The following is an 18900-nucleotide window of genomic DNA, read 5'->3' on the forward strand; positions in this document are numbered from 1 at the left end:
CACCGTCGCCCGGCTCCGCGCGGTAGGGCGGCTCTGGGCCGTCGACCGGTTTCGGGCGGTCGTCAGGCATGGCGTCCGTTCCGGGGGCGGGCGCCCGGCTGTGCGGGGACCGGCTGCGGGTGGGCCGGCTGCGGATGGGCCGGCTGGGTACGGGTCGGCTGCTGGCGGGTCGCCTGGGTGTGGGTGGGCTGGGTGTGGGTGGGCTGGTTGTGGAAGCGGCGGACGAACAGGTCGCGGACCTCGCGGGTGTGGCGCCGGCTCACCTGCAGCAGCTCGTCGCCGATCTGGACGGACGCGCGGCCGCCGTTGAAGCGCAGCTCGGTGATGTGCGCGGAGGCGACCAGGGTGCTCCGGTGGATCCGGATGAACCCGGCGGCCTCCCAGCGTTTGGACAGCGCGGACAGCGGCATCCGGACCAGGTAGCCCCCCTCGGCGGTGTGCAGCCGGACGTAGTCGCCCTGCGCCTCGACGTGCGTCACCGACCGGCGCGAGACGAGCCGGGTGCGGCCGCCGAGCTCGACCGGGATCATCTCGTCCTCGGGGTCGGCGCCGGCCGCGGGCGGCGCGTCCCGCCGCGCGGCCTCCGCGACCCGCCGCACCGCCTCGCCGAGCCGCTCGGGCCGGACGGGCTTCAGCAGGTAGTCGAGGGCGCCGAGCTCGAACGCCGTGACGGCGCAGTCGTCGTGCGCGGTGACGAACACGACGTGCGGGGGCGCGGCGAACGCGGTGAGCAGCCGGGTGAAGTCGAGGCCGTCCAGCCCCGGCATGCGGACGTCGAGGAAGACCGCGTCGAGCCGCTCGCCGTCCGCGACCATCCGGCTGAGGTCGCGCAGGGCGGCGGGCGCGTCCTGCGCACCGGACACCTCCCCGATGCGCGGATCCCTGCGGAGCAGGTAGATCAGCTCTTCCAGTGCGGGGCGTTCATCGTCGACGGCGAGGACGCGAAGCATAGGGCGACTTTGCCGCGATTACCGGCTGTCCGCAATCGGTTTCGCAATGTGTGCGGCGTGTCGTGGTCGGCGCGTCAATCCGGGAAGATCCCCGGACGGCACTTCGGAACCCGCAGCCGCACCTTCGTCCCGGCGCCGAGGGCGGTCTCCACGGTGAGCCCGTACTCGTCGCCGTAGACCTGCCGCATCCGCTCGTCGACGTTGGCGAGGCCGATCCCGGGGCCCGCCTCCCCGCCCGGCCGCTCACCGCCCCCGAAGCTGCCCCAGCCGGTCGGGCCGGGCCGTCCGAGCGGTGCGGACAGGAGCTCCCGGAGCCGGTCGGGGTCCATGCCGACGCCGTCGTCCTCGACGCTGATCGCGGCCTCGGTGCCCGCGTCGCGGGCGGTGATCGAGATGTGGAACGCCTCGCGGGCGTCGCGCATGCCGTGCCGGACGGCGTTCTCGACGAGCGGCTGGAGCGCCAGGAACGGGACGGCGACCGGCAGCACCTCGGGGGCGACCTCGACGCGGAAGCGCAGGCGGTCGCCGAACCGGGCCCGTTCGAGCAGCAGGTACCGGTCGACGGAGCGGAGCTCCTCCGCGAGCGTGGTGAAGTCGCGCGGGTTGCGGAAGGAGTAGCGGGCGAAGTCGGCGAAGTCGAGGACCAGCTCCCTGGCCCGGTCCGGGTCGGTGCGGACGAACGACGCGATCGTCGTCAGCGAGTTGTAGACGAAGTGCGGGGAGATCTGGGCGCGCAGGGCCCGCACCTCCGCCTCGGCGAGCCGGGCGCGCAGCGCGTCCCGCTCGGCGAGCTCGAGCTGCCCGGCGGCGCACAGCGCGACGTCGCCGACGGCCCGGACCCGCGCCGCGGACGGATGGTCCCAGTACGCGGAGAAGGCGCCCACGACGCGCCCCTCGACGGTCAGCGGCGCGACCATCGCGACGCGGACGGGGCAGCGCGGGTCGGGGCAGGGCGGCGGGTCGAGCGCGAGCATCCGGGGCCGGCCGGTGGCGAGCACCGGCAGGGCGTGCGGGACGGCGTCGCCGGAGTGGTGGCCGCGTCCCGCGCCGTCCCAGGCGAGCAGGCACCCGGCCGGGTCGGCCACGCCGCCCGGCACCGGGCCGGGGTCGGCGACGGCGATCAGCGCGACCGCCCGCGCGCCGAGCAGGGCGCGCAGGTGCCGGGCGGCCGGACGGGCCGCCTCGCCATTGAGCCCGCCGCGCAGCGGCCGCGCGGCGCGGGCGATCGCGTGCAGCGCGGTGAACGCGACCTCCTCGCCGGGGCCCGCGGGGCGCCGGCGCCCGATCCGGCTCCAGGGGCGTCCCCACGCGGCCCTGCGGCCGGGGAGCAGGCCGCGGGGCGGGGGGATGCGCCGGCGTGCGGGGCGGGCGCCGGGAACGGTCGCGGTGGCGGCGGACGCCGCAACGGACGGTAGGTCCATGACGACTTACGGTAATGGATTACCCGTGCCCGGGTCATCCCCTCGGCGGTTTGCCGGGAAGGCCGGTGGACCGGCCGGACGCGGCGCGGCTCAGAGCGGCGGGGTCTCCCCGTCCTCCTCCTGGTAGGAGTACCGCTGCTCCCGCCACGGGTCGGCCACGTTGTGGTAGCCGCGCTCCTCCCAGAAGCCGCGGCGGTCCTCCACCAGGTACTCGATGCCGCGAACCCACTTCACGCTCTTCCACGCGTACAGGTGCGGGACGACGAGGCGGAGCGGGAAGCCGTGGTCGGGGCTGAGGCGCTCGCCGTCGCGGTGCGTGGCGAACATCGTCCCGTCGGCGAGGAGGTCGCTCAGCCGGATATTGGCGCTGTAGCCGTACTCGGCCCACACCATCACGTGCGTGGCGTCCGGGGCGGGCGGCGCCAGCTCGGCGATCGCCGAGCCGGGGACGCCCTCCCACGCGTTGTCGGGGACCGTGAACTTGGTGACGCAGTGGAAGTCGGCGACGGCGGTGGCGCGGGGCAGCGCCTCGAACGCGGGCCAGTCCCAGCGGTGCGGCTCCGCCGACGCGGTGGCCCCGAACACCCGGAAATCCCAATCCGTGGGACGGAACTTCGGGACGGGGCCGTAGTGGAGCACCGGCCATCCGCGGGGGACGTACTGGCCGGGCGGGAGCTCCCGGGGCTTCGGTGCGGGCTCTTCGGGTGGGGACATGACGCGGGCCATCCTGCCACCCGGCGTGAGCTGAGCCATATTCGGGGGGCGTGCGGGCGCCCGGCGTCCCGCGTCGGCTACTGTGACCCCATGCGCAACCTCGTCTATTTCTTTCGGTACGACCGGCCCGGGAGGCTGGTCTGCCAGGCGTTGCGCTGACAGACCACAGGCGAGGAGCCCCGGGCCGGAAGGCCCGGGGCTCTTCGCGTTCCAGGGGATGATCCGCGGGACCCTCCCGGTTCCCGCGCGGCAGAGGAGAGGCAGCACAGCATGGTCGTCGTCATGGCCCCGGAGGCCACCGAAGCGGATATCAAGGCCGTCGTCTCACTGGTCGAGACGGCGGGGGGCGAGGCCTTCGTCAGCAGCGGCGTGGAGCGCACCATCGTCGGGCTGATCGGGGACGTCCAGCAGTTCGGCTCGCTGAACCTGCGCGGCATGCGCGGGGTCACCGACGTCCTCCGCATCTCGGCGCCCTACAAGCTGGTGAGCCGCGAGAACCACGCCGAGCGCTCCGTCGTCCGCGTCGGCGGCGTGCCGATCGGCCCCGGCACGATGACGCTGATCGCCGGCCCCTGCGCGGTGGAGACCCCCGAGCAGACGCTGCAGGCCGCGCTGATGGCGAAGGCGGCCGGGGCGACCCTGCTGCGCGGCGGCGCGTTCAAGCCCCGCACGTCCCCGTACGCGTTCCAGGGGCTCGGCGAGGCCGGGTTGCGCATCCTCGCCGACGTCCGCGCGGAGACCGGCATGCCGGTCGTCACGGAGGTCGTGGACGCCGCCGACGTCGAGCTCGTCGCGTCGTACGCCGACATGCTGCAGATCGGCACGCGCAACGCGCAGAACTTCGCGCTGCTGCAGGCCGCGGGAGAGGCGGGCCGGCCGGTCATGCTGAAGCGCGGCATGAACGGGACGATCGAGGAGTGGCTGATGGCGGCGGAGTACGTCGCGCAGCGCGGGAACCTCGACATCGTGCTGTGCGAGCGGGGCATCCGGACGTTCGAGACCGCCACCCGCAACACGCTCGACATCTCCGCCGTGCCGGTGGCCCAGCGCCTCTCCCACCTGCCGGTGATCGTCGACCCGTCGCACTCGGGCGGCAGCCGCGACCTCGTCCTGCCGCTGACCCGCGCGGCGATCGCGATCGGCGCCGACGGCGTGATCATCGATGTGCACCCGCACCCGGAGACCGCCCTGTGCGACGGCCCCCAGGCGCTCGTGGACGGCGACCTGCGCGACCTCGCCCGGCTGGTCCGCGAACTGCCGCCGATCGTCGGCCGCGCGCTGACCGGGGTCCCCGACGCCGACGCCGTTCCGGCCTGACCGGCGTGAGGTAGGGTCGGCCCGTGGCTTACTGGACGGCGAACTGCGGGCCGCCCCGCTCCTGACGGGGCGCGGCACCTCCTCTGCGACCATCGGGCCGGCGCGATAACGCGCCCGGCCAGGTTCTCCTGCGCCCCGAATCCGGATCATCTTCCTTCCGATTCGCGTTCAGGAGCGTTCTTCCGTGTCTGTGAACACGCACGTCGACATCTCTTCCGGACGGTCGTCCGGTTCCCGTCCGTCCCGCCGACCGGCGCCGGGCGGCGCCGACATCCTCGCGGCCGCGTGCCTGTGGGGCACGACCGGCACCGTCCGCACCTTCGCGGACGGTGCGTCCGACCTGTCGGTCGCCGCCGTCCGCATCGTCGTCGGCGGGGCGGTGCTGCTCGCCCTCGCCGCCCTCACCCGCGGCGCGGACCTGCGCCGGCTGCTGTGCCGCCGCGCGTCCTGGCCGGCGCTGGCCCTCGGCGCGGCCGCGATCGCGGTGTACCAGACGGCCTTCTTCGCCGCCGTGGCCCGCACCGGGGTCGCGGCCGGGACCGTCGTCACGATCGGCAGCGCGCCCGCGTTCGCCGGGCTGATCGCGGTGCTGTCCCGCCGGTCCGCGCCGTCCGGGCGGTGGCTGCTCGCCACCGCCGGGGCCGTCGCGGGATGCGCCGCGCTCGCCGGCGGCGGACGGGACGCGGGCGTCGAGCCCGCCGGGATCCTGCTCGCCCTGCTGTCCGGATCGGCGTACGCGGTGTACGCGAGCGTCGCGTCCGGGCTCATCACCCGCGGCGGGCACGACCGGGCGGTCGCGGCGGCGCTGTTCGGCGCCGCGGCCGTCCTGCTGCTGCCGGTGCTCGCGCTGACACCGGCCGGCTGGGCCGCCACCGGAACCGGCGTGCTCATCGCCTGCTACCTCGGCGTCCTCACCACGGGCGGCGGCTACCTGCTGTTCGCCCGGGGCCTGCGCACCACACCCGCCACGACGGCGACCACGCTGACGCTGGCGGAGCCGGCGGTGGCGGCGGTGCTCGGCGTCGCCGTCCTCGGCGAACGGCTCGGCGCGGTCGCGGCCGGGGGGCTGGCCCTGATGGCGGCGAGCCTGCTGCTGCTCGTCATGCCGGCCCGGCCGCGCCGATGAAATTGGTCTGAACCACTCGCCAGACGAGGGCGCGGCGGGGATGATGTTCGGCATGACGATGGGCGAGGGCGACGCCGGCGGACGGCTGTTCCCGAGGGGCCTGGACGGTGTCGATCCGATCACCGCGGTACTGCTGGCGGACGCGCGCCGCGCCCTCGCCGCCTACCCGGAGCTCGTCGGGGCGGGCGCGCTGTTCACGTCCGCCGAGGAGGTCCCCGGCGGCTGGCGGCTCGTCCGCCCCCTCGATCCCCTGCCGCAGGGGGCCCGGGAGCTGCTCGCCGGCCTCCTGGACGACGAGGCCCTCGTGGCCTCGCCCGACGCGGCGGGCGAGCTGCGCGCGGCGGCGCGGGAGCTGCGGCGGCGGCCCGCCGACGAGGTGAGCGCGGCCGGGCGCCGGTTCCGGATCGTGCGCGTCGAGCAGCTCATCCGGACCGGCCCGGACGGCCCCGAGCCGCCGCGACCGACCGACCTCGACACGGGCGACGCGCGGCCCCACGCGCCCGACCTCCTGCCGGTGGACGGCCCGCCGCCCGATCTCGCCGCCGAGCTGCTGTGCCAGGTGCTGGACGCGGGCACGGAGGCGGGGCGCGAGCCGTCCGGCGACCACCTCACGCCCGTCACGCTCGCGCCCGCGTTCACGCTCGCCGAGCGGAACGGGGGCCGCTGGCGCCCCGCCGGGCGGCTGCACGCCGCGCCCGAGGCCGCCAGGGAGGCGCTGGTGACGTACCTGCGGCATGTCGTCCCGGTCGTCGAGGACCCCGACCCCGCCGACGCCGCCGCCTACGCGGAGGCCGCCGACCTGATGGCCGACGGCACCCGCCGCAACGGTGTCGCCGCCGCCGGGCGCCGGTTCCGCGTCGTGCGGATCGAGCGCGTCACCCTGCTCGGCCCGGACGGCCCCGAGCCCCCGCGCCCGGCCGACGTCGACGCCCGCTGACGACGGCCCGGCCCGGAAGAAGGGCTCATCCCTCCGGCCGTTCTCGGGCGGGCGCGGTATCGCTTCGCGGTCCGGCCGGGAAGCGCCCGCGCGACGGCTGAGGCGGCTTCGGAGCCGGCTCGTGCTAGCTCGCGTCGCCGTAGACGGGGCGGTGCTCCTGCACCGAGGCGGCGAGCTGGTCTGCGAGCTCGCCGATGTCCAGGCGCTTCTCGATCTGCCGCAGGTCGTCGATCTTGGCCCTGGTCTCGGCGCGGCGCGGGGCGAGGAGGGTGCAGCAGTCCTCGTCCGGCAGCTCGGAGATCGACAGCGTCCGGATCCGGCGCGCCTGGTCCATGATCTCGATCTTGTCCATGCCGACGAGGGGCCGCAGGATCGGCAGCTCGACCGCGTCGTCCAGCGCGGTGATGTTGGTGAGGGTCTGGCTGCTGACCTGGCCGAGCGCGTCGCCGGTGATCAGCGTGGCGCCCTTCAGCCGGCGCGCCAGCACCTCGCCGGTGCGCAGCATCAGCCGGCGCTGCGCGATCACGGCGAGCCGGTCCGCGCCGGACGACTTGATCTGCTGCTGCGCCTTGCCGAACGGGACGACGAACAGCCGGGAGCCGCCCTGGAACTTGTCCAGCTCGCGGACCAGCGCGTACGCCTTGTAGATCGACTCGGGGCCGGTGAACGGCATCCCGGAGAAGTGCAGGTAGTCGACGCGCAGGCCGCGGCGCATCATCCGGTACGCGGCGACCGGCGAGTCGATGCCGCCGGACATCAGCACGAGGCCCCGGCCGCTCATCCCGACGGGCAGCCCGCCCTGGCCGGGGAGGCCGCCGGAGAACACGAACACCTCGTCGCGGTCGACCTCGATCGACAGCGTGTGGTCGGGGTTCCTCAGCCTGACCGGCTGCCCGTAGCGCTCGCTGAGGAGGGTGCCGATGTGCCGGTCGAGCTCGGTGGAGGTCATCGGGAACCGCTTGTCGCGGCGCCTCGACCGGACCGCGAACGTGCCCGTCCGGCCCGCCATGAGCTCCAGGGCGGCCCGCTCGACGCTCGCGAGGTCCTTGCCGACGCGCCAGGCGCGGTGCGCCCACACGATGCCCATCACGTCCGTGATGCGCATCGCGATGCGGTCGACGACCTCGGCCGTGGCGTCCTTGGTGCGGACGATGAAGACGCCGTGCCGCCTGATCACGTCCACGCGCGCGATGGGCCGGACGGCCAGCCGCACGTTGTCGGCGAGGCGCCGCTCGAAGAGCTCTCGGTTCTTGCCCTTCAGCACCACCTCGCCCAGCTTCAGCAGGACGCACGGCTCACCGTCGACCGGCGGCTGCTCCTGGGCGTCCGCGGGCGCGGTGTCGAGCGTGGTCATGCGTGATCCTCCTGGCGGGAACCGGTTGGGGCGCTTCTAGTGTGGCCCAGAGCCGCGACCACCGCGAACCACTATCCGGCCCCCGCCCGGGGGACGACTCAGCCGAAGAAGACCTCCGCCTCGGAGTACCGCTCCAGCGGCACGGTCTTCAGCTCCTCGGTCGCCTCGTCCAGGCCCACGCGGACGATGTCGGTGCCCCGCAGCGCGACCATTTTGCCGTAGTCGCCGGCGCTGACCGCGTCGATCGCCTGCAGGCCGAACCTGGTCGCGAGGACGCGGTCGAACGCGGTGGGCGTGCCGCCGCGCTGGATGTGGCCGAGGACGGTGGCGCGCGCCTCCTTGCCGGTGCGCTTCTCGATCTCGTCGGCGAGCTGCTGCCCGATGCCGCCGAGCCGGACGTGCCCGAACGCGTCGAGCGCGCCGGTCTGCAGCTCCATCTGCCCGTCGACCGGGTGGGCGCCCTCGGACACCACGATGATCGGCGCGTAGCGGGTCTTGAACCGGCTCTCCACGTACTCGACGACCTTGTCCATGTCGAACGGCCGCTCCGGGATCAGGATCACGTTGGCGCCCGCGGCCATGCCCGCGTGCAGCGCGATCCAGCCCGCGTGCCGGCCCATGACCTCGCAGATCAGCGCGCGGTGGTGGCTCTCGGCCGTGGTGTGCAGCCGGTCGATGGCCTCCATCGCGATGTTCACGGCCGTGTCGAAGCCGAAGGTGTAGTCGGTGGCGTTCAGGTCGTTGTCGATCGTCTTGGGGACGCCGACGACCTTGACGCCGTGCGAGTGCAGCTCGCGGGCCACGCCGAGGGTGTCCTCGCCGCCGATGGCGATCAGCGCGTCCACGCCGAGGCCGGCCAGATTGTCCTTGATCCGCTCGACGCCGCCCTCGACCTTGATCGGGTTGGTCCGGGACGAGCCGAGGATCGTCCCGCCGCGCGGCAGGATCCCCCGCACCGCCTGCACGTCCAGGGCGATGGTGTCGCCTTCGAGCGGGCCGCGCCAGCCCGACCGGAAGCCCACGAACTCGTAGCCGTAGACCTGCACCCCCTTGCGGACGACCGCGCGGATCACCGCGTTCAGGCCGGGGCAGTCCCCGCCACCGGTCAGCACCCCGACGCGCATGCCGTCACCCTCTTCCGCCACAGGGCTCCTCCCTCGTATCTCGCCGCCAGGCTAGTTCGCGGCACGCCCCCGCCCCGGGCATTCGCCGGGCGTCGGGCGTGGCGCCATTGGTCTAGACCATAGCCGCCGGAGGCCGCCCCCGGCATCCTGTTCGGCGGGATCCGCGGAGACCGTCAGGAGCCGGGCGGGGAGAACTCCGGCGCCTCGGCGGAGCCGAGGAGGGCCCGGCCGCCTCGCTGAGCGCCGGGGTCACCGCCGCGCACCAGCTTCGCGGGGACGCGTCGCGGATCGGACTCAGGAAGATCATCGCGCGTCACGGAGGCGGCGGGAACGAACGGCCCGTTGCGGCCTACTCGTCCTCCTGGTCGAGGCCCTTCTCGATGGCGTAGCGGACGAGCTCCACGCGGTTGTGGAGCTGGAGCTTGCGGAGCGTGTTCTGCACGTGGTTCTGGACCGTCCGGTGGGACAGGACGAGACGGGCCGCGATCTGCTTGTAGCCGAGGCCCTTGGCGACGAGCCGCAGGACCTCGGTCTCGCGTTCGGTCAGGCGGGGCGCGTCGTCGTCCTCGCGGGCGGGGGCCGCGGCGAGGCGGCGGTACTCCCCGAGGACGAGGCCGGCCAGCCCGGGGGTGAAGACGGCGTCGCCCGCGCCGGTCCGCCGGACGGCGTCCAGGAACTCCTCGCGGGCCGCGGACTTCAGCAGGTAGCCGGTGGCGCCCGCCTTCACGGCCTCCAGGACGTCCTGCTGCTCGCCGCTGGCCGACAGGACCAGCACGCGGACGGGCGGGTCGGCGGCGACCAGGCGGCGGGTCACCTCGACGCCGCTGATGTCGGGCAGCCGAAGGTCGACGACCGCGACCTCGGGGCGCGCTGCGGCGGAGATGCGGACGGCGGTGCGGCCGTCCCCGGCGGTCGCGACGACCTCGTGCCCCGCCTCGGCGAGGTCGCGGGCGACGGCCTCGCGCCACATCGGGTGGTCGTCCACCACCATGACCCTGAGAGGTGACTCGCTCACATGACCACCCTACGGCGCGGGACCGTCAGCTCGATCTCGGTGCCCTCGCCCGGCGCGGACACGATCGCGACGTCGCCGCCGAGATCGCGGACCCGGCCCCGGATCGACTGGGCGACGCCGAGCCGGCCGTCCGCGGCGGCCGCCTCCAGCCGGCCGGGCGGCATGCCGGGGCCGTCGTCGCGGACGCTGACGGTGATCGCGCCCGTGCCGTCGTCCTCCAGCAGGACCCAGGCCCGGGTGCCCTCGGGGCAGTGCCGCCGGACGTTGTCGAGCGCCGCCGCGACCGCCGCCGCGACCTCGCGCGCCGCGTGCTCGGGCAGCTCCACGGGCGTCGCCGGGGTGGACACCGTCACGATCGTGGACGCGAGGGCGTTGAGGAGCGGGCGCAGGTCCTCGTCCTGGCCGGAACCGGACGGCCGGGGCGCCGGGCCGGTCCCGATCAGCGCCCGCAGCGCCGCCTCCTGCTCCCCCGCCAGCCGGCCCAGGTCGGCCGCCTCGCCGCCGAGCTCGCCGCCGCGCCGGCGCACCATCGCCAGGACCTGCAGCACCGAGTCGTGGATGTCTCGGGCGAGCCGCTCCCGCTCCCGGGTGGCCGACTCCAGCTGCACCGCCCGCGCGAGCCGCGCCTCCGCCGCCCGCGCGAGCCGCACCACGTGCCCGACGACGAACCCGGCGAGGAACAGCAGGACGATCCCGTTGACCGTGCCGCCGGTCATCCCGTCCGCCGTGCCGGCGATCGCGTGCACGGCGAGGTTGGACGCGGCGAGCACGGTCGCGGCGGCCAGGCCCCAGCGGCGCCCGCCCGCGACCGCCCACGCCAGCACGGCCGCGGCGACCCACGACACCGGCAGGGTCGGACGGCCCTCCGCGATCCCGGCGTGCGTCTCCACCCACGCGGTCGTAAGGACGCAGCCGGCCGCGACGGCGAGGTCGGCGGCCAGCAGCGGCCGTCCCCGGCGGCGCGGGTCGCGGAACGCCGCCACGGCCCACACCGTCCAGGCCGTCATGACGCCGAGGACGGCCCAGCCGCCCACCGGGTGCGCGTACCCGCCGGCGTTCTTCGCGATCATGACGGCGGCGTAGAGCAGCGCGATGCCGCGGTACACGGCGACGGCGCGCCACAGCGCCGCCTCCAGTCCCAGCGCGTCACCGCCGGCCCCGTCGGCGCCCACGACCGCCCGCGTGCTACCGCCCGTGGCTCAGTCCTCCTCGTCGTCCACCGGGCGGACCGCCTTGCCCGCCATCTCCGCCTTCACCTCGGCGGCGTACCGGTCGACGTACTCCTGCCCGGACAGGTCCCTGATCGCCTGCATGATCTCGTCGGTGATCGCGCGGAGCACCTCGCGGTCGTCCTCGCGGCCGTAGTGGCGGGAGAAGTCCAGCGGCTTCCCGAACCGGACGCCCGGACGGACGCCCAGCCGCGGCAGCCGCCGTCCGGCCGGCATCAGCTCGAACGTGTTGATCATGGCCATCGGGATCACCGGGACGCGGGACTGCAGCGCCAGCCGCGCCACCCCCGTCTTCCCCCGGTACAGCCGGTTGTCGGGGGCTCGGGTGCCCTCCGGGTAGATCCCGAGCAGCTTGCCCTCCGCCAGGATCCGCAGGCCCGTCCGGAGCGCCGCCTCCGACGCCGACCCGCCGGTCCGGTCGACCGGCACCACGCCCACGCCGGTGAAGAACGCCTTGCTGATCAGGCCCTTGAGTCCCTTGCCGGTGAAGTACTCGCCCTTGCCGATGAAGAAGATCGGGCGCATCAGGGGCAGCGGCCCGAAGAAGTGGTCGGCGAACGACAGGTGGTTGCTGACCATCAGGGCCGGGCCGCGCTTCGGCACGTTGCGCATCCCCCGGTTCCGCGGCCGCCACAGCAGGTACATGACGGGCGACAGGACGATCCTCAGCAGGATCCAGAACCACAGCATGCCGACGCCTTCCTCCGGCCGCGGGTGCGGCGCGCTCAGGTCCCCGTCCGTGCCGGGGAGACGATGGGACATCTTCCCATCCCCCGCCCGGCCCGCCCACCGCCGCCCTCGGGTCGTCCCGTCCCGGCGGCGCCGGGCGCGGGTTGACCGTAGGCTCGGGGAAGCAATGTGAATCGGGTGTGCCCGGGGGCTTGTACCGGGCGGCGCAGCGAATACCGTGGGACACACGTTTCGGGGTGTCCGGAGTGCCGCCGGTGCCCGGGCACATGTCAGAGGGGGAGCGGAGGCCGCCATGCCGGTGCAGCCGGAGTCGTCGAGGGAGCCGGCCCCGTGAACCGCCGCGGCAACGGGCTGACAGCGGACGACTACGCCCCGCTGGCCGACCTCGCCCCGCATCTCGCCGACGCGATGCTCACCGCGCTCGGCGAGGCCGGTGTGGCGGCGTACGCGGCCTCGCCGCCGGGGGCCGACGAGCCCGGCGACGACCTCGACCGCCTGTACGTGGACGCGGCGATGAAGCCGGCCGCCGAGGGCATCCTGCGCAACCACCTCACCCGGCTGCGGGACGCGGCCGGGCGCGGCGAGGGCGCGGACCGCGCCGACGCCGACGCCGACCTCCCCGACATCGACGTGAACGACCCGGCCGCACCCGGCCACGCCCAGGAGCGGGGCGCCGACTCGGCGCCGGGCCTCGCCGAGCGCGACGAGGACGCGATCTGGGCCGAGATCGTCGCCGGCTTCGACACCGCGCCCGAGGGCGACGAGGTCCCCTGGCCCGACCAGGAGAACATCGACGAGCCCGCCGCGCCGCCGCGCGAGGGCGACGACCGCACCGGCCGCCTCCCCGCCGCCCGCGTCATCCGCCCCGCCGACACCCACGGGATCCCGCCGGACGAGGACGATGAGGGCCACTACCTCCCCCCGCCGCCTCCGCCGCTCCCGGCGGCCGACCCGCTGACGAAGGGCGCGTGGATCGCGCTCGTCGGCGGGCCGGTGTACCTTCTGGTCACGGTCATCCTCGACTGGGAGGTACCCGGCTGGGCCGCGTTCCTCGCGGTCGCCGCGTTCATCGGCGGTTTCGTGACGCTGGTGCTCCGGATGGGCGACGAGCCCCGAGACCCGGACGACGGCGCCGTCGTCTAGGCCCTCCCCCGCGAAGTCAGGGCGCGGGGACAGGGGGCCACCGGCGCGGCCCGCGGCCGGGCGTCCTCAGCGCGCGGCCTCGTCCGGGCCGGGGAGGCGCAGGTCGGCCACGACCGGTCGGTGGTCGGTGGCCAGCACGTAGTCCGGCTCGAGCGCTCCGTCGCCGACCGGGACCCCGCAGCCGATGACCTCCACGTTCCGGTCCGCGAAGACTCCGTCGATGCGCCTGTGCGGGTTCCGCGCGCTGAACGTCGGCGCCGCGCCCGCGGGGGCCACCGCGTGGGCGTCCTGGAAGACCGAGGTCAGAAGGGTCCAGGACGGCCCGCCCGGCTCCTCGTTGATGTCGCCCTGCAGGACCACCGGGGCGCCGTAGCGGGCCCTGGCGCGGTCGAGGCGGGTGAGGATCTCCCCCACATGGCGCCGGCGGGGGTCCGGCATCAGGTCCAGGTGGGTGCTCGCCGCGATCAGGCGGGTGCCGTGGATCTCCAGCGCCGCCAGGGCGAGGGCGCGGCGGTGCAGGCCCGGCGCGCGGCTGAGCAGGTGGAACTCGCCGCGGACGCGCTCCAAGTGCGGGGCCGCGAGCACGGCCAGGCCGCAGGCGCGGCGGCCCGCGACCACGCGCATCCCCACGGCGCGGGCGAGGCGGCGGCGCTGGACCCGCCAGGTGCGGAAGCGGGGGACCTCCTGGAGGCACAGGACGTCCGGGGCGATCGCCCGGACGACCCGGGCCACCGCGGCCGGGTCGTCCCGCAGCGACCGGATGTTGTAGCCGAGCAGGCGGACCGGGGGCACGTCAGCCCGTCGCGGGCCGGGCGCGGGCCAGGTCGGCGGCGCCGACGATGCCCGCGGCGGAGCCGAGCTCGGCGATGCGGATGTCGGGCAGGGGGCGGTGGCCGCGTCCGGTCAGGGCCGACTCGAACGCGGCGCGGACCGGGTCGAGCAGCAGGTCGCCGGCGTCCGAGAGGCCGCCGCCGATGATGAAAGCGCCCGGGTCGAGGATCGCGCTGAGGTCGGCGAGGCCCTGGCCGGTCCAGTGGGCGACCGTCCGGAAGCACTCCAGCGCCGCGGTGTCGCCCTCCCGGGCGGCCTGCGTGACCTCCGGCCCGCTGATCCCCTCGGGGCGGCCGTCGCCGAGCTCCAGCAGGCGGCCCGCCATCGCGGGCGCGACCCGCGCCAGCTCCCGCGCCTCGTGGACGAGGGCGTTCCCGCTCGCGTACTGCTCCCAGCAGCCGCGGTTGCCGCATCCGCAGCGCCGCCCGTCCGGGACGACGCGGACGTGGCCCACCTCGGCCCCGATCCCGAACCGGCCCCGGTACAGCTCGCCGTTGATGATGATCCCGGCGCCGATCCCGGTGCCGAGGGTGACCAGCACGAGGAAGTTCTCGCCCCGTCCGGCACCGAACCGCGCCTCGCCCCAGGCGGTGGCGTTGCCGTCGTTCTCGACGACGACCGGCAGCCCGACCCGGCTCTCGACCTTCTCCTTGATCGGCTCGTCCCGCCACGCGAGGTTCGGGGCGAACAGGACGGTGGAACGCGTCTCGTCGACGAACCCGGCCGTGCCGAGGCCGACCGCCGACACCTCCTCGAACTTGCCCTTCAGCAGGTCGACGACCTCGGCGATGACGTCGGCGGTCTCCTTGGGGTTGGTCGAGGGAGTCGGCCGGCGGACCTTCTCCAGGATCGTCCCCCGGTCGTCGACGACCCCGGCGGCGACCTTCGTGCCGCCCACATCAACGCCGATCGTCAGGGCCATGTAACGCTTCCTCCTCCTTGGTCCGCCCGGGTGCGGCCCGGTCCGCTCAGCTTTCGACGTGCTTCTTGAGGCCCTTGAGCGCCGAGTCGATGATCCGCTTCTCGCCCTTGCGCTTGACCATGCCGATCATGGGGACGCGCACGTCCACGGCGAGCTCGTAGGTGACCTCGGTGCCGCCGGGGGCGTCGTCCAGGCGGTAGGAGCCGTGCAGGCCGGTGACGACGGAGCCCTTGTCGACCAGTTCCCACGTGACCTGCTCGTCGCCCTCCCACGTGTAGGCGAGGCCGACGGTGTCGCTGAACGGGCCGCCGTCGAACGTCAGCCGGGCGCGGACGGCGCGGCCGTCGGCGGCGCGATCCTCGACGGTGATCTCACGGATCCCGCTGGCCCAGTCCGGATAGGCCTCCAGGTCGGCGATCACCGCCATGATCTCGGCCTTCCCGGCCTTGACGGCGATGGAAGAACTCGTGCGGTCCGCCATGTGCGTTTCCCTCCGGCTCTCCGTTGGTCCTCCTGAAGTATCTTGCACACCGGCCCGGCGGTGTCACACCGACAGGACGTACGGCACGCCGCCCGCCCGGAAGTGGCCGACGTTCACGCATTCCGTGCGTCCGATCCGGATCCGGCGGGCGAGCGGCTGGTGCACGTGCCCGAAAAGGACGTACCTCGGCTGCGTCCGGTGAATCGCGTCCAGCACCGCCTCGCTGCCCCGCTCGAACCGGCGGGCGACGGTGTCGTAGAGGAGCTCGGGGACGGCGGGCGGGATGTGGCAGCACAGCACGTCGACCGCGCCGACGGCCTCGACCTTCGCCGCGTACTCGTCGTCGTCGATCTCGTAGGGGGTGCGGTACTCGGTGCGCAGGCCGCCGCCGACGAACCCGAAGCGCAGGCCCCCGATCTCGGCGACCTCGCCGTCCAGGACCCGGTGCCCCTCCCGCAGGTGCGAGCCCCACCTGTGCGGGACGTCGACGTTCCCGTACGTCAGGTAGGCGGGGGCGGGCATGGCCGCGAACAGCTCGGCGTACTGGCGGTCGACGGCCCGCTCGATGTGCGACCACGCGTCCCCGCCGAGGGACGCCCACATGCTCCTGGAGAACGCCCGCGCCTCCTCGAACCGCCGCGCGGTGCGCAGCGCGATGAACCGGTCGGCGTTCTCCTGCCCGAACAGGTCGGCGAAGATGCCCTGGCCGTGGTCCTCGTAGTCGATGAACAGGATCAGGTCGCCGAGGCAGATGAACACGTCGGCGCCGTCCGCCGCGCCCTTCAACGCGTCCGCGCGGCCGTGGACGTCGCTCACCACGTGGATCCTCATGAAACGACTCTAATGGGACACCGTGCCCCCAACCACTGCACCGCCGCGGGCCGTCCTCAGCCGGTGGCGGCGGACACGAGCGTGCGCCACTCCCGGACGAGGTCGGGGTCGATCGGCTCGTCCCAGTCGCCGGCGTGCCGGACGGCCGTCCCGACGTGGAAGGCGTCGACCCCGGCGGCGGCGAGCACCGCGACGTGCCGGCGGCGCAGCCCTCCGCCCGCCATGATCATCGAGGCCGGCGCCGGCCCCTCGGCGGCCCGCCGGACGAGGGTGTCGAGCCCCGCGTCCACGCCCCGGGCGGCACCCGCGGTGAGGACGGTGTCGAGGCCCGCGTCGAGCCCCGCGCCGAGGTCGCGGACGGCCCGCCACGCCTGGGCGGGGTCGGCGGCGTGGTCCACCGCCCGGTGGAACGTCCACGGCAGCGCGCCGGCGGTCGCGGCGAGCTTGCCGGTGGCGCCCGCGTCGATGTGCCCGGACGGGTCGAGGAACCCGAACACGAAGCCGTCCGCGCCGGCGGCGGCGAGATCGGAGGCGGCGGCGCAGAGCCGGTCGAGTTCGGCGCCGGTGGTGCGGAACCCGGCGTTGGCCCGCAGCATCACCCGCATCGGCAGGGTGGTGGCCGCCCGTATCGCCTCGACCACGTGCGGGTCGGGGGTGAGCCCGTCGGCCGCCATGTCGGCGACGACCTCGATCCGGTCGGCGCCGCCGTCCTGCGCTGCCCGCGCGTCATCGGCGGTCAGCGCGATCACCTCGAGCAGCGACATGCGTCCCCCGAATTCCCGTGCGTGGCGGCCGGTGTGCGCCCAGCGTAGGCGAGGCCCCGCCGGCCGGTGGGAGCCGACCCGGCCGTCTTTGCACAGCCTTAACCGGCCTGTCCCCCGGACCACCGCGGATGTGGCGAACGGGAGGGTCTGCCGTTTTACCTACCGATGGGTATCATTCACCCACTGGAGAAGCGCTCGTCGACTTCCCCGCCGTCCCTGAGAAGAACCGAGGAGTGGGCCGTGCGCGAATTCAGCGTCCCCGCGATGGTGGAGGTCAGCGACTCCGCCAACCTGACCGACGCGCCCTTCGACCGCGCCGCCGAGAACCCCGGCGCCGTCGTGCTGCGCCGCAAGAGCGGCGACGCCTGGAGCGCCGTCACCGCGGCCGAGTTCGCGGCCGAGGTCGCGGGGGTGGCCAAGGGCCTCGTCGCGGCCGGGATCGAGCCCGGCGACCGCGTCGGCCTGCTGTCGCGGACCCGCTACGAGTGGACCGTCCTCGACTACGCCATCTGGGCGGCCGGCGCCGTCGTGGTGCCGATCTACGAGACGTCCTCCGCCGAGCAGATCGAGTGGATCCTCGGCGACTCCGGAGCCAAGGGCGTGTTCGCCGAGACGGCCCAGCACGTCGCGGACGTCGAGAGCGTGGCGGGGAGCCTGCCCGACCTGGCCCACGTCTGGGGCATCGACGCGGGCGCCGTCGCGGCGGTGACCGCGAACGGCGCGGACCTGCCGGGCGACGTGGTGGCCGAGCGCCGCCACTCCCGGGGCGGCTCCGACATCGCCACCCTCGTCTACACCTCCGGCACCACCGGCCGGCCCAAGGGCTGCGAGATCACCCACGGGAACCTGGTGGCGACGGCCCGCAACGCGATCCAGGGCGCGATCGCCGAGGTGGCGGTGGACGGCAGCGCCACGCTGCTGTTCCTGCCGCTCGCGCACGTGTTCGCGCGGCTGATCGAGGTGGCCTGCGTCGAGGGCGGCATCATCCTCGGCCACAGCGACATCCCGAACCTGCTGCCCGACCTCGCGACCTACAAGCCGACGTTCCTGCTCGCCGTCCCGCGCGTGTTCGAGAAGGTCTACAACGGCGCCGAGCAGAAGGCCGCCGCCGCCGGCAAGGGCAGGATCTTCGCGAAGGCCGCCGACACCGCCGTCGCCTACAGCCGCTCGCTCGACACGGGCGGACCGGGGCTCGGCCTCAAGATCAAGCACAGGCTCTTCGACGTGCTCGTCTACGGCAAGCTGCGCGAGGCCGTCGGCGGGCACGTCCAGTACGCGGTCTCGGGCGGCGCCGCGCTCGGGGAGCGGCTCGGCCACTTCTTCCGCGGCGTCGGCATCATCATCCTGGAGGGCTACGGCCTGACCGAGACCACCGCGCCCGCCGCGGTCAACCGGCCCGGCGCCCTCAAGATCGGCACGGTCGGGCAGCCCATTCCGGGCGTGGACATCAGGATCGCCGAGGACGGCGAGGTGCTCGTCCGGGGCATCAACGTCCTGCGCGGCTACTGGAACAACGAGGCCGCCACCAAGGAGGCCATCGAGGACGGCTGGTTCCGCACCGGCGACCTCGGCGCGCTCGACGCGGACGGCTTCCTGAAGATCACCGGCCGGAAGAAGGAGATCCTCGTCACCGCGGCCGGCAAGAACGTCGCACCCGCCCCGCTCGAGGACCGGCTGCGCGCCCACCCGCTGATCAGCCAGTGCCTGGTCGTCGGCGACGGCCGCAAGTTCATCAGCGCCCTCGTCACGCTGGACGAGGAGGCGCTCGGCCCGTGGAAGGAGCGGCACGGCAAGCCCGCCGCGATGTCGGTGGACGAACTGCGCCGCGACCCCGAACTGATCGCCGAGATCGAGGGCGCGGTCGCGAACGCGAACAAGTCCGTCAGCCACGCCGAGGCCATCAAGAAGCACGTGATCCTCGGCGTCGACTTCACCGAGGAGGCCGGGCACATGACCCCGAGCCTGAAGGTGAAGCGCAACGTGGTCATGAAGGACTTCGCAGACGAGATCGAGGCCCTCTACACCTGATCCACGCGGGCACCGCATGCGGA

Annotated in this window: 18 protein-coding genes; 5 read left to right on the plus strand and 13 right to left on the minus strand. The window is 74.5% G+C overall.

What is annotated here, in order from left to right:
- Window positions 1–62 precede the first annotated feature (62 nt).
- The 3 genes from IE99_RS0101420 to IE99_RS0101430 form a co-directional block, all read right to left on the minus strand.
- Window positions 63–950 carry a response regulator gene (locus IE99_RS0101420; RefSeq protein ID WP_084219200.1) on the minus strand — a complete coding sequence of 296 codons (888 nt, stop codon included), beginning with the start codon at window positions 948–950 and terminating at the stop codon, window positions 63–65.
- A gap of 74 nt (window positions 951–1024) precedes the next feature.
- Complete coding sequence (locus IE99_RS0101425; RefSeq protein ID WP_030145027.1) at window positions 1025–2371, minus strand: histidine kinase; 1347 nt, start codon at window positions 2369–2371, stop codon at window positions 1025–1027.
- Window positions 2372–2461: 90 nt separating this feature from the next.
- Window positions 2462–3085 carry a sulfite oxidase-like oxidoreductase gene (locus IE99_RS0101430; protein ID WP_051711766.1) on the minus strand — a complete coding sequence of 208 codons (624 nt, stop codon included), beginning with the start codon at window positions 3083–3085 and terminating at the stop codon, window positions 2462–2464.
- Between the two features lie 270 nt (window positions 3086–3355).
- On the opposite strand from IE99_RS0101430, the gene aroF reads away from it, so the two are divergent.
- From aroF to IE99_RS0101445, 3 genes are all read left to right on the plus strand, one after another.
- A complete protein-coding gene (gene aroF / locus IE99_RS0101435; protein WP_030145029.1) occupies window positions 3356–4402 on the plus strand; it encodes a 3-deoxy-7-phosphoheptulonate synthase in 1047 nt (348 codons plus the stop codon).
- A gap of 184 nt (window positions 4403–4586) precedes the next feature.
- Entirely contained in the window at window positions 4587–5528 is a 942-nt protein-coding gene (locus tag IE99_RS0101440; RefSeq protein ID WP_245623011.1) for an EamA family transporter, read from the plus strand.
- A gap of 52 nt (window positions 5529–5580) precedes the next feature.
- A complete protein-coding gene (locus IE99_RS0101445) occupies window positions 5581–6465 on the plus strand; it encodes a DUF5954 family protein (protein WP_157609957.1) in 885 nt (294 codons plus the stop codon).
- Window positions 6466–6589: 124 nt separating this feature from the next.
- Here the strand turns inward: IE99_RS0101445 and thiI are convergent, their stop codons facing one another.
- The 5 genes from thiI to IE99_RS0101470 form a co-directional block, all read right to left on the minus strand.
- On the minus strand, window positions 6590–7819 hold the full coding sequence (gene thiI / locus IE99_RS0101450; protein ID WP_030145032.1) for a tRNA uracil 4-sulfurtransferase ThiI: 1230 nt from the start codon (window positions 7817–7819) through the stop codon (window positions 6590–6592).
- 98 nt (window positions 7820–7917) lie between these two features.
- Window positions 7918–8943, minus strand: a complete 1026-nt coding sequence (locus tag IE99_RS0101455) for a 6-phosphofructokinase (RefSeq protein ID WP_030145033.1) — start codon at window positions 8941–8943, stop codon at window positions 7918–7920.
- A 349-nt stretch (window positions 8944–9292) separates the two neighbouring features.
- Complete coding sequence (locus IE99_RS0101460) at window positions 9293–9934, minus strand: response regulator (RefSeq protein ID WP_030145034.1); 642 nt, start codon at window positions 9932–9934, stop codon at window positions 9293–9295.
- Window positions 9935–9954: 20 nt separating this feature from the next.
- The gene (gene macS / locus IE99_RS0101465; RefSeq protein ID WP_245623012.1) at window positions 9955–11130 is read right to left on the minus strand and encodes a MacS family sensor histidine kinase; all 1176 of its coding nucleotides are present in this window, start codon (window positions 11128–11130) and stop codon (window positions 9955–9957) included.
- 27 nt (window positions 11131–11157) lie between these two features.
- Window positions 11158–11877 carry a lysophospholipid acyltransferase family protein gene (locus tag IE99_RS0101470; RefSeq protein ID WP_030145036.1) on the minus strand — a complete coding sequence of 240 codons (720 nt, stop codon included), beginning with the start codon at window positions 11875–11877 and terminating at the stop codon, window positions 11158–11160.
- Window positions 11878–12207: 330 nt separating this feature from the next.
- On the opposite strand from IE99_RS0101470, the gene IE99_RS0101475 reads away from it, so the two are divergent.
- Window positions 12208–13020, plus strand: a complete 813-nt coding sequence (locus IE99_RS0101475) for a hypothetical protein (protein ID WP_030145037.1) — start codon at window positions 12208–12210, stop codon at window positions 13018–13020.
- Window positions 13021–13086: 66 nt separating this feature from the next.
- Here the strand turns inward: IE99_RS0101475 and IE99_RS0101480 are convergent, their stop codons facing one another.
- The 5 genes from IE99_RS0101480 to IE99_RS0101500 all read right to left on the minus strand — a co-directional run bounded on the left by IE99_RS0101480 (window position 13087) and on the right by IE99_RS0101500 (window position 16849).
- The gene (locus IE99_RS0101480) at window positions 13087–13812 is read right to left on the minus strand and encodes an endonuclease/exonuclease/phosphatase family protein (protein WP_030145038.1); all 726 of its coding nucleotides are present in this window, start codon (window positions 13810–13812) and stop codon (window positions 13087–13089) included.
- 1 nt (window position 13813) lies between these two features.
- Window positions 13814–14773, minus strand: a complete 960-nt coding sequence (locus IE99_RS0101485; RefSeq protein WP_030145039.1) for an ROK family glucokinase — start codon at window positions 14771–14773, stop codon at window positions 13814–13816.
- Window positions 14774–14819: 46 nt separating this feature from the next.
- Window positions 14820–15254, minus strand: a complete 435-nt coding sequence (locus IE99_RS0101490) for an SRPBCC family protein (protein ID WP_030145040.1) — start codon at window positions 15252–15254, stop codon at window positions 14820–14822.
- A gap of 63 nt (window positions 15255–15317) precedes the next feature.
- Entirely contained in the window at window positions 15318–16085 is a 768-nt protein-coding gene (locus IE99_RS0101495; RefSeq protein WP_030145041.1) for a metallophosphoesterase family protein, read from the minus strand.
- A gap of 56 nt (window positions 16086–16141) precedes the next feature.
- A complete protein-coding gene (locus IE99_RS0101500) occupies window positions 16142–16849 on the minus strand; it encodes a copper homeostasis protein CutC (RefSeq protein WP_030145042.1) in 708 nt (235 codons plus the stop codon).
- Between the two features lie 240 nt (window positions 16850–17089).
- On the opposite strand from IE99_RS0101500, the gene IE99_RS0101505 reads away from it, so the two are divergent.
- Window positions 17090–18877: an AMP-dependent synthetase/ligase gene (locus IE99_RS0101505; RefSeq protein ID WP_030145043.1), complete on the plus strand. Its 1788-nt coding sequence runs from the start codon at window positions 17090–17092 to the stop codon at window positions 18875–18877.
- Window positions 18878–18900 lie beyond the last annotated feature (23 nt).

The sequence above is a fragment of the Spirillospora albida genome (assembly GCF_000718255.1).
GTDB classification, from domain to species: Bacteria; Actinomycetota; Actinomycetes; order Streptosporangiales; family Streptosporangiaceae; genus Spirillospora; species Spirillospora albida.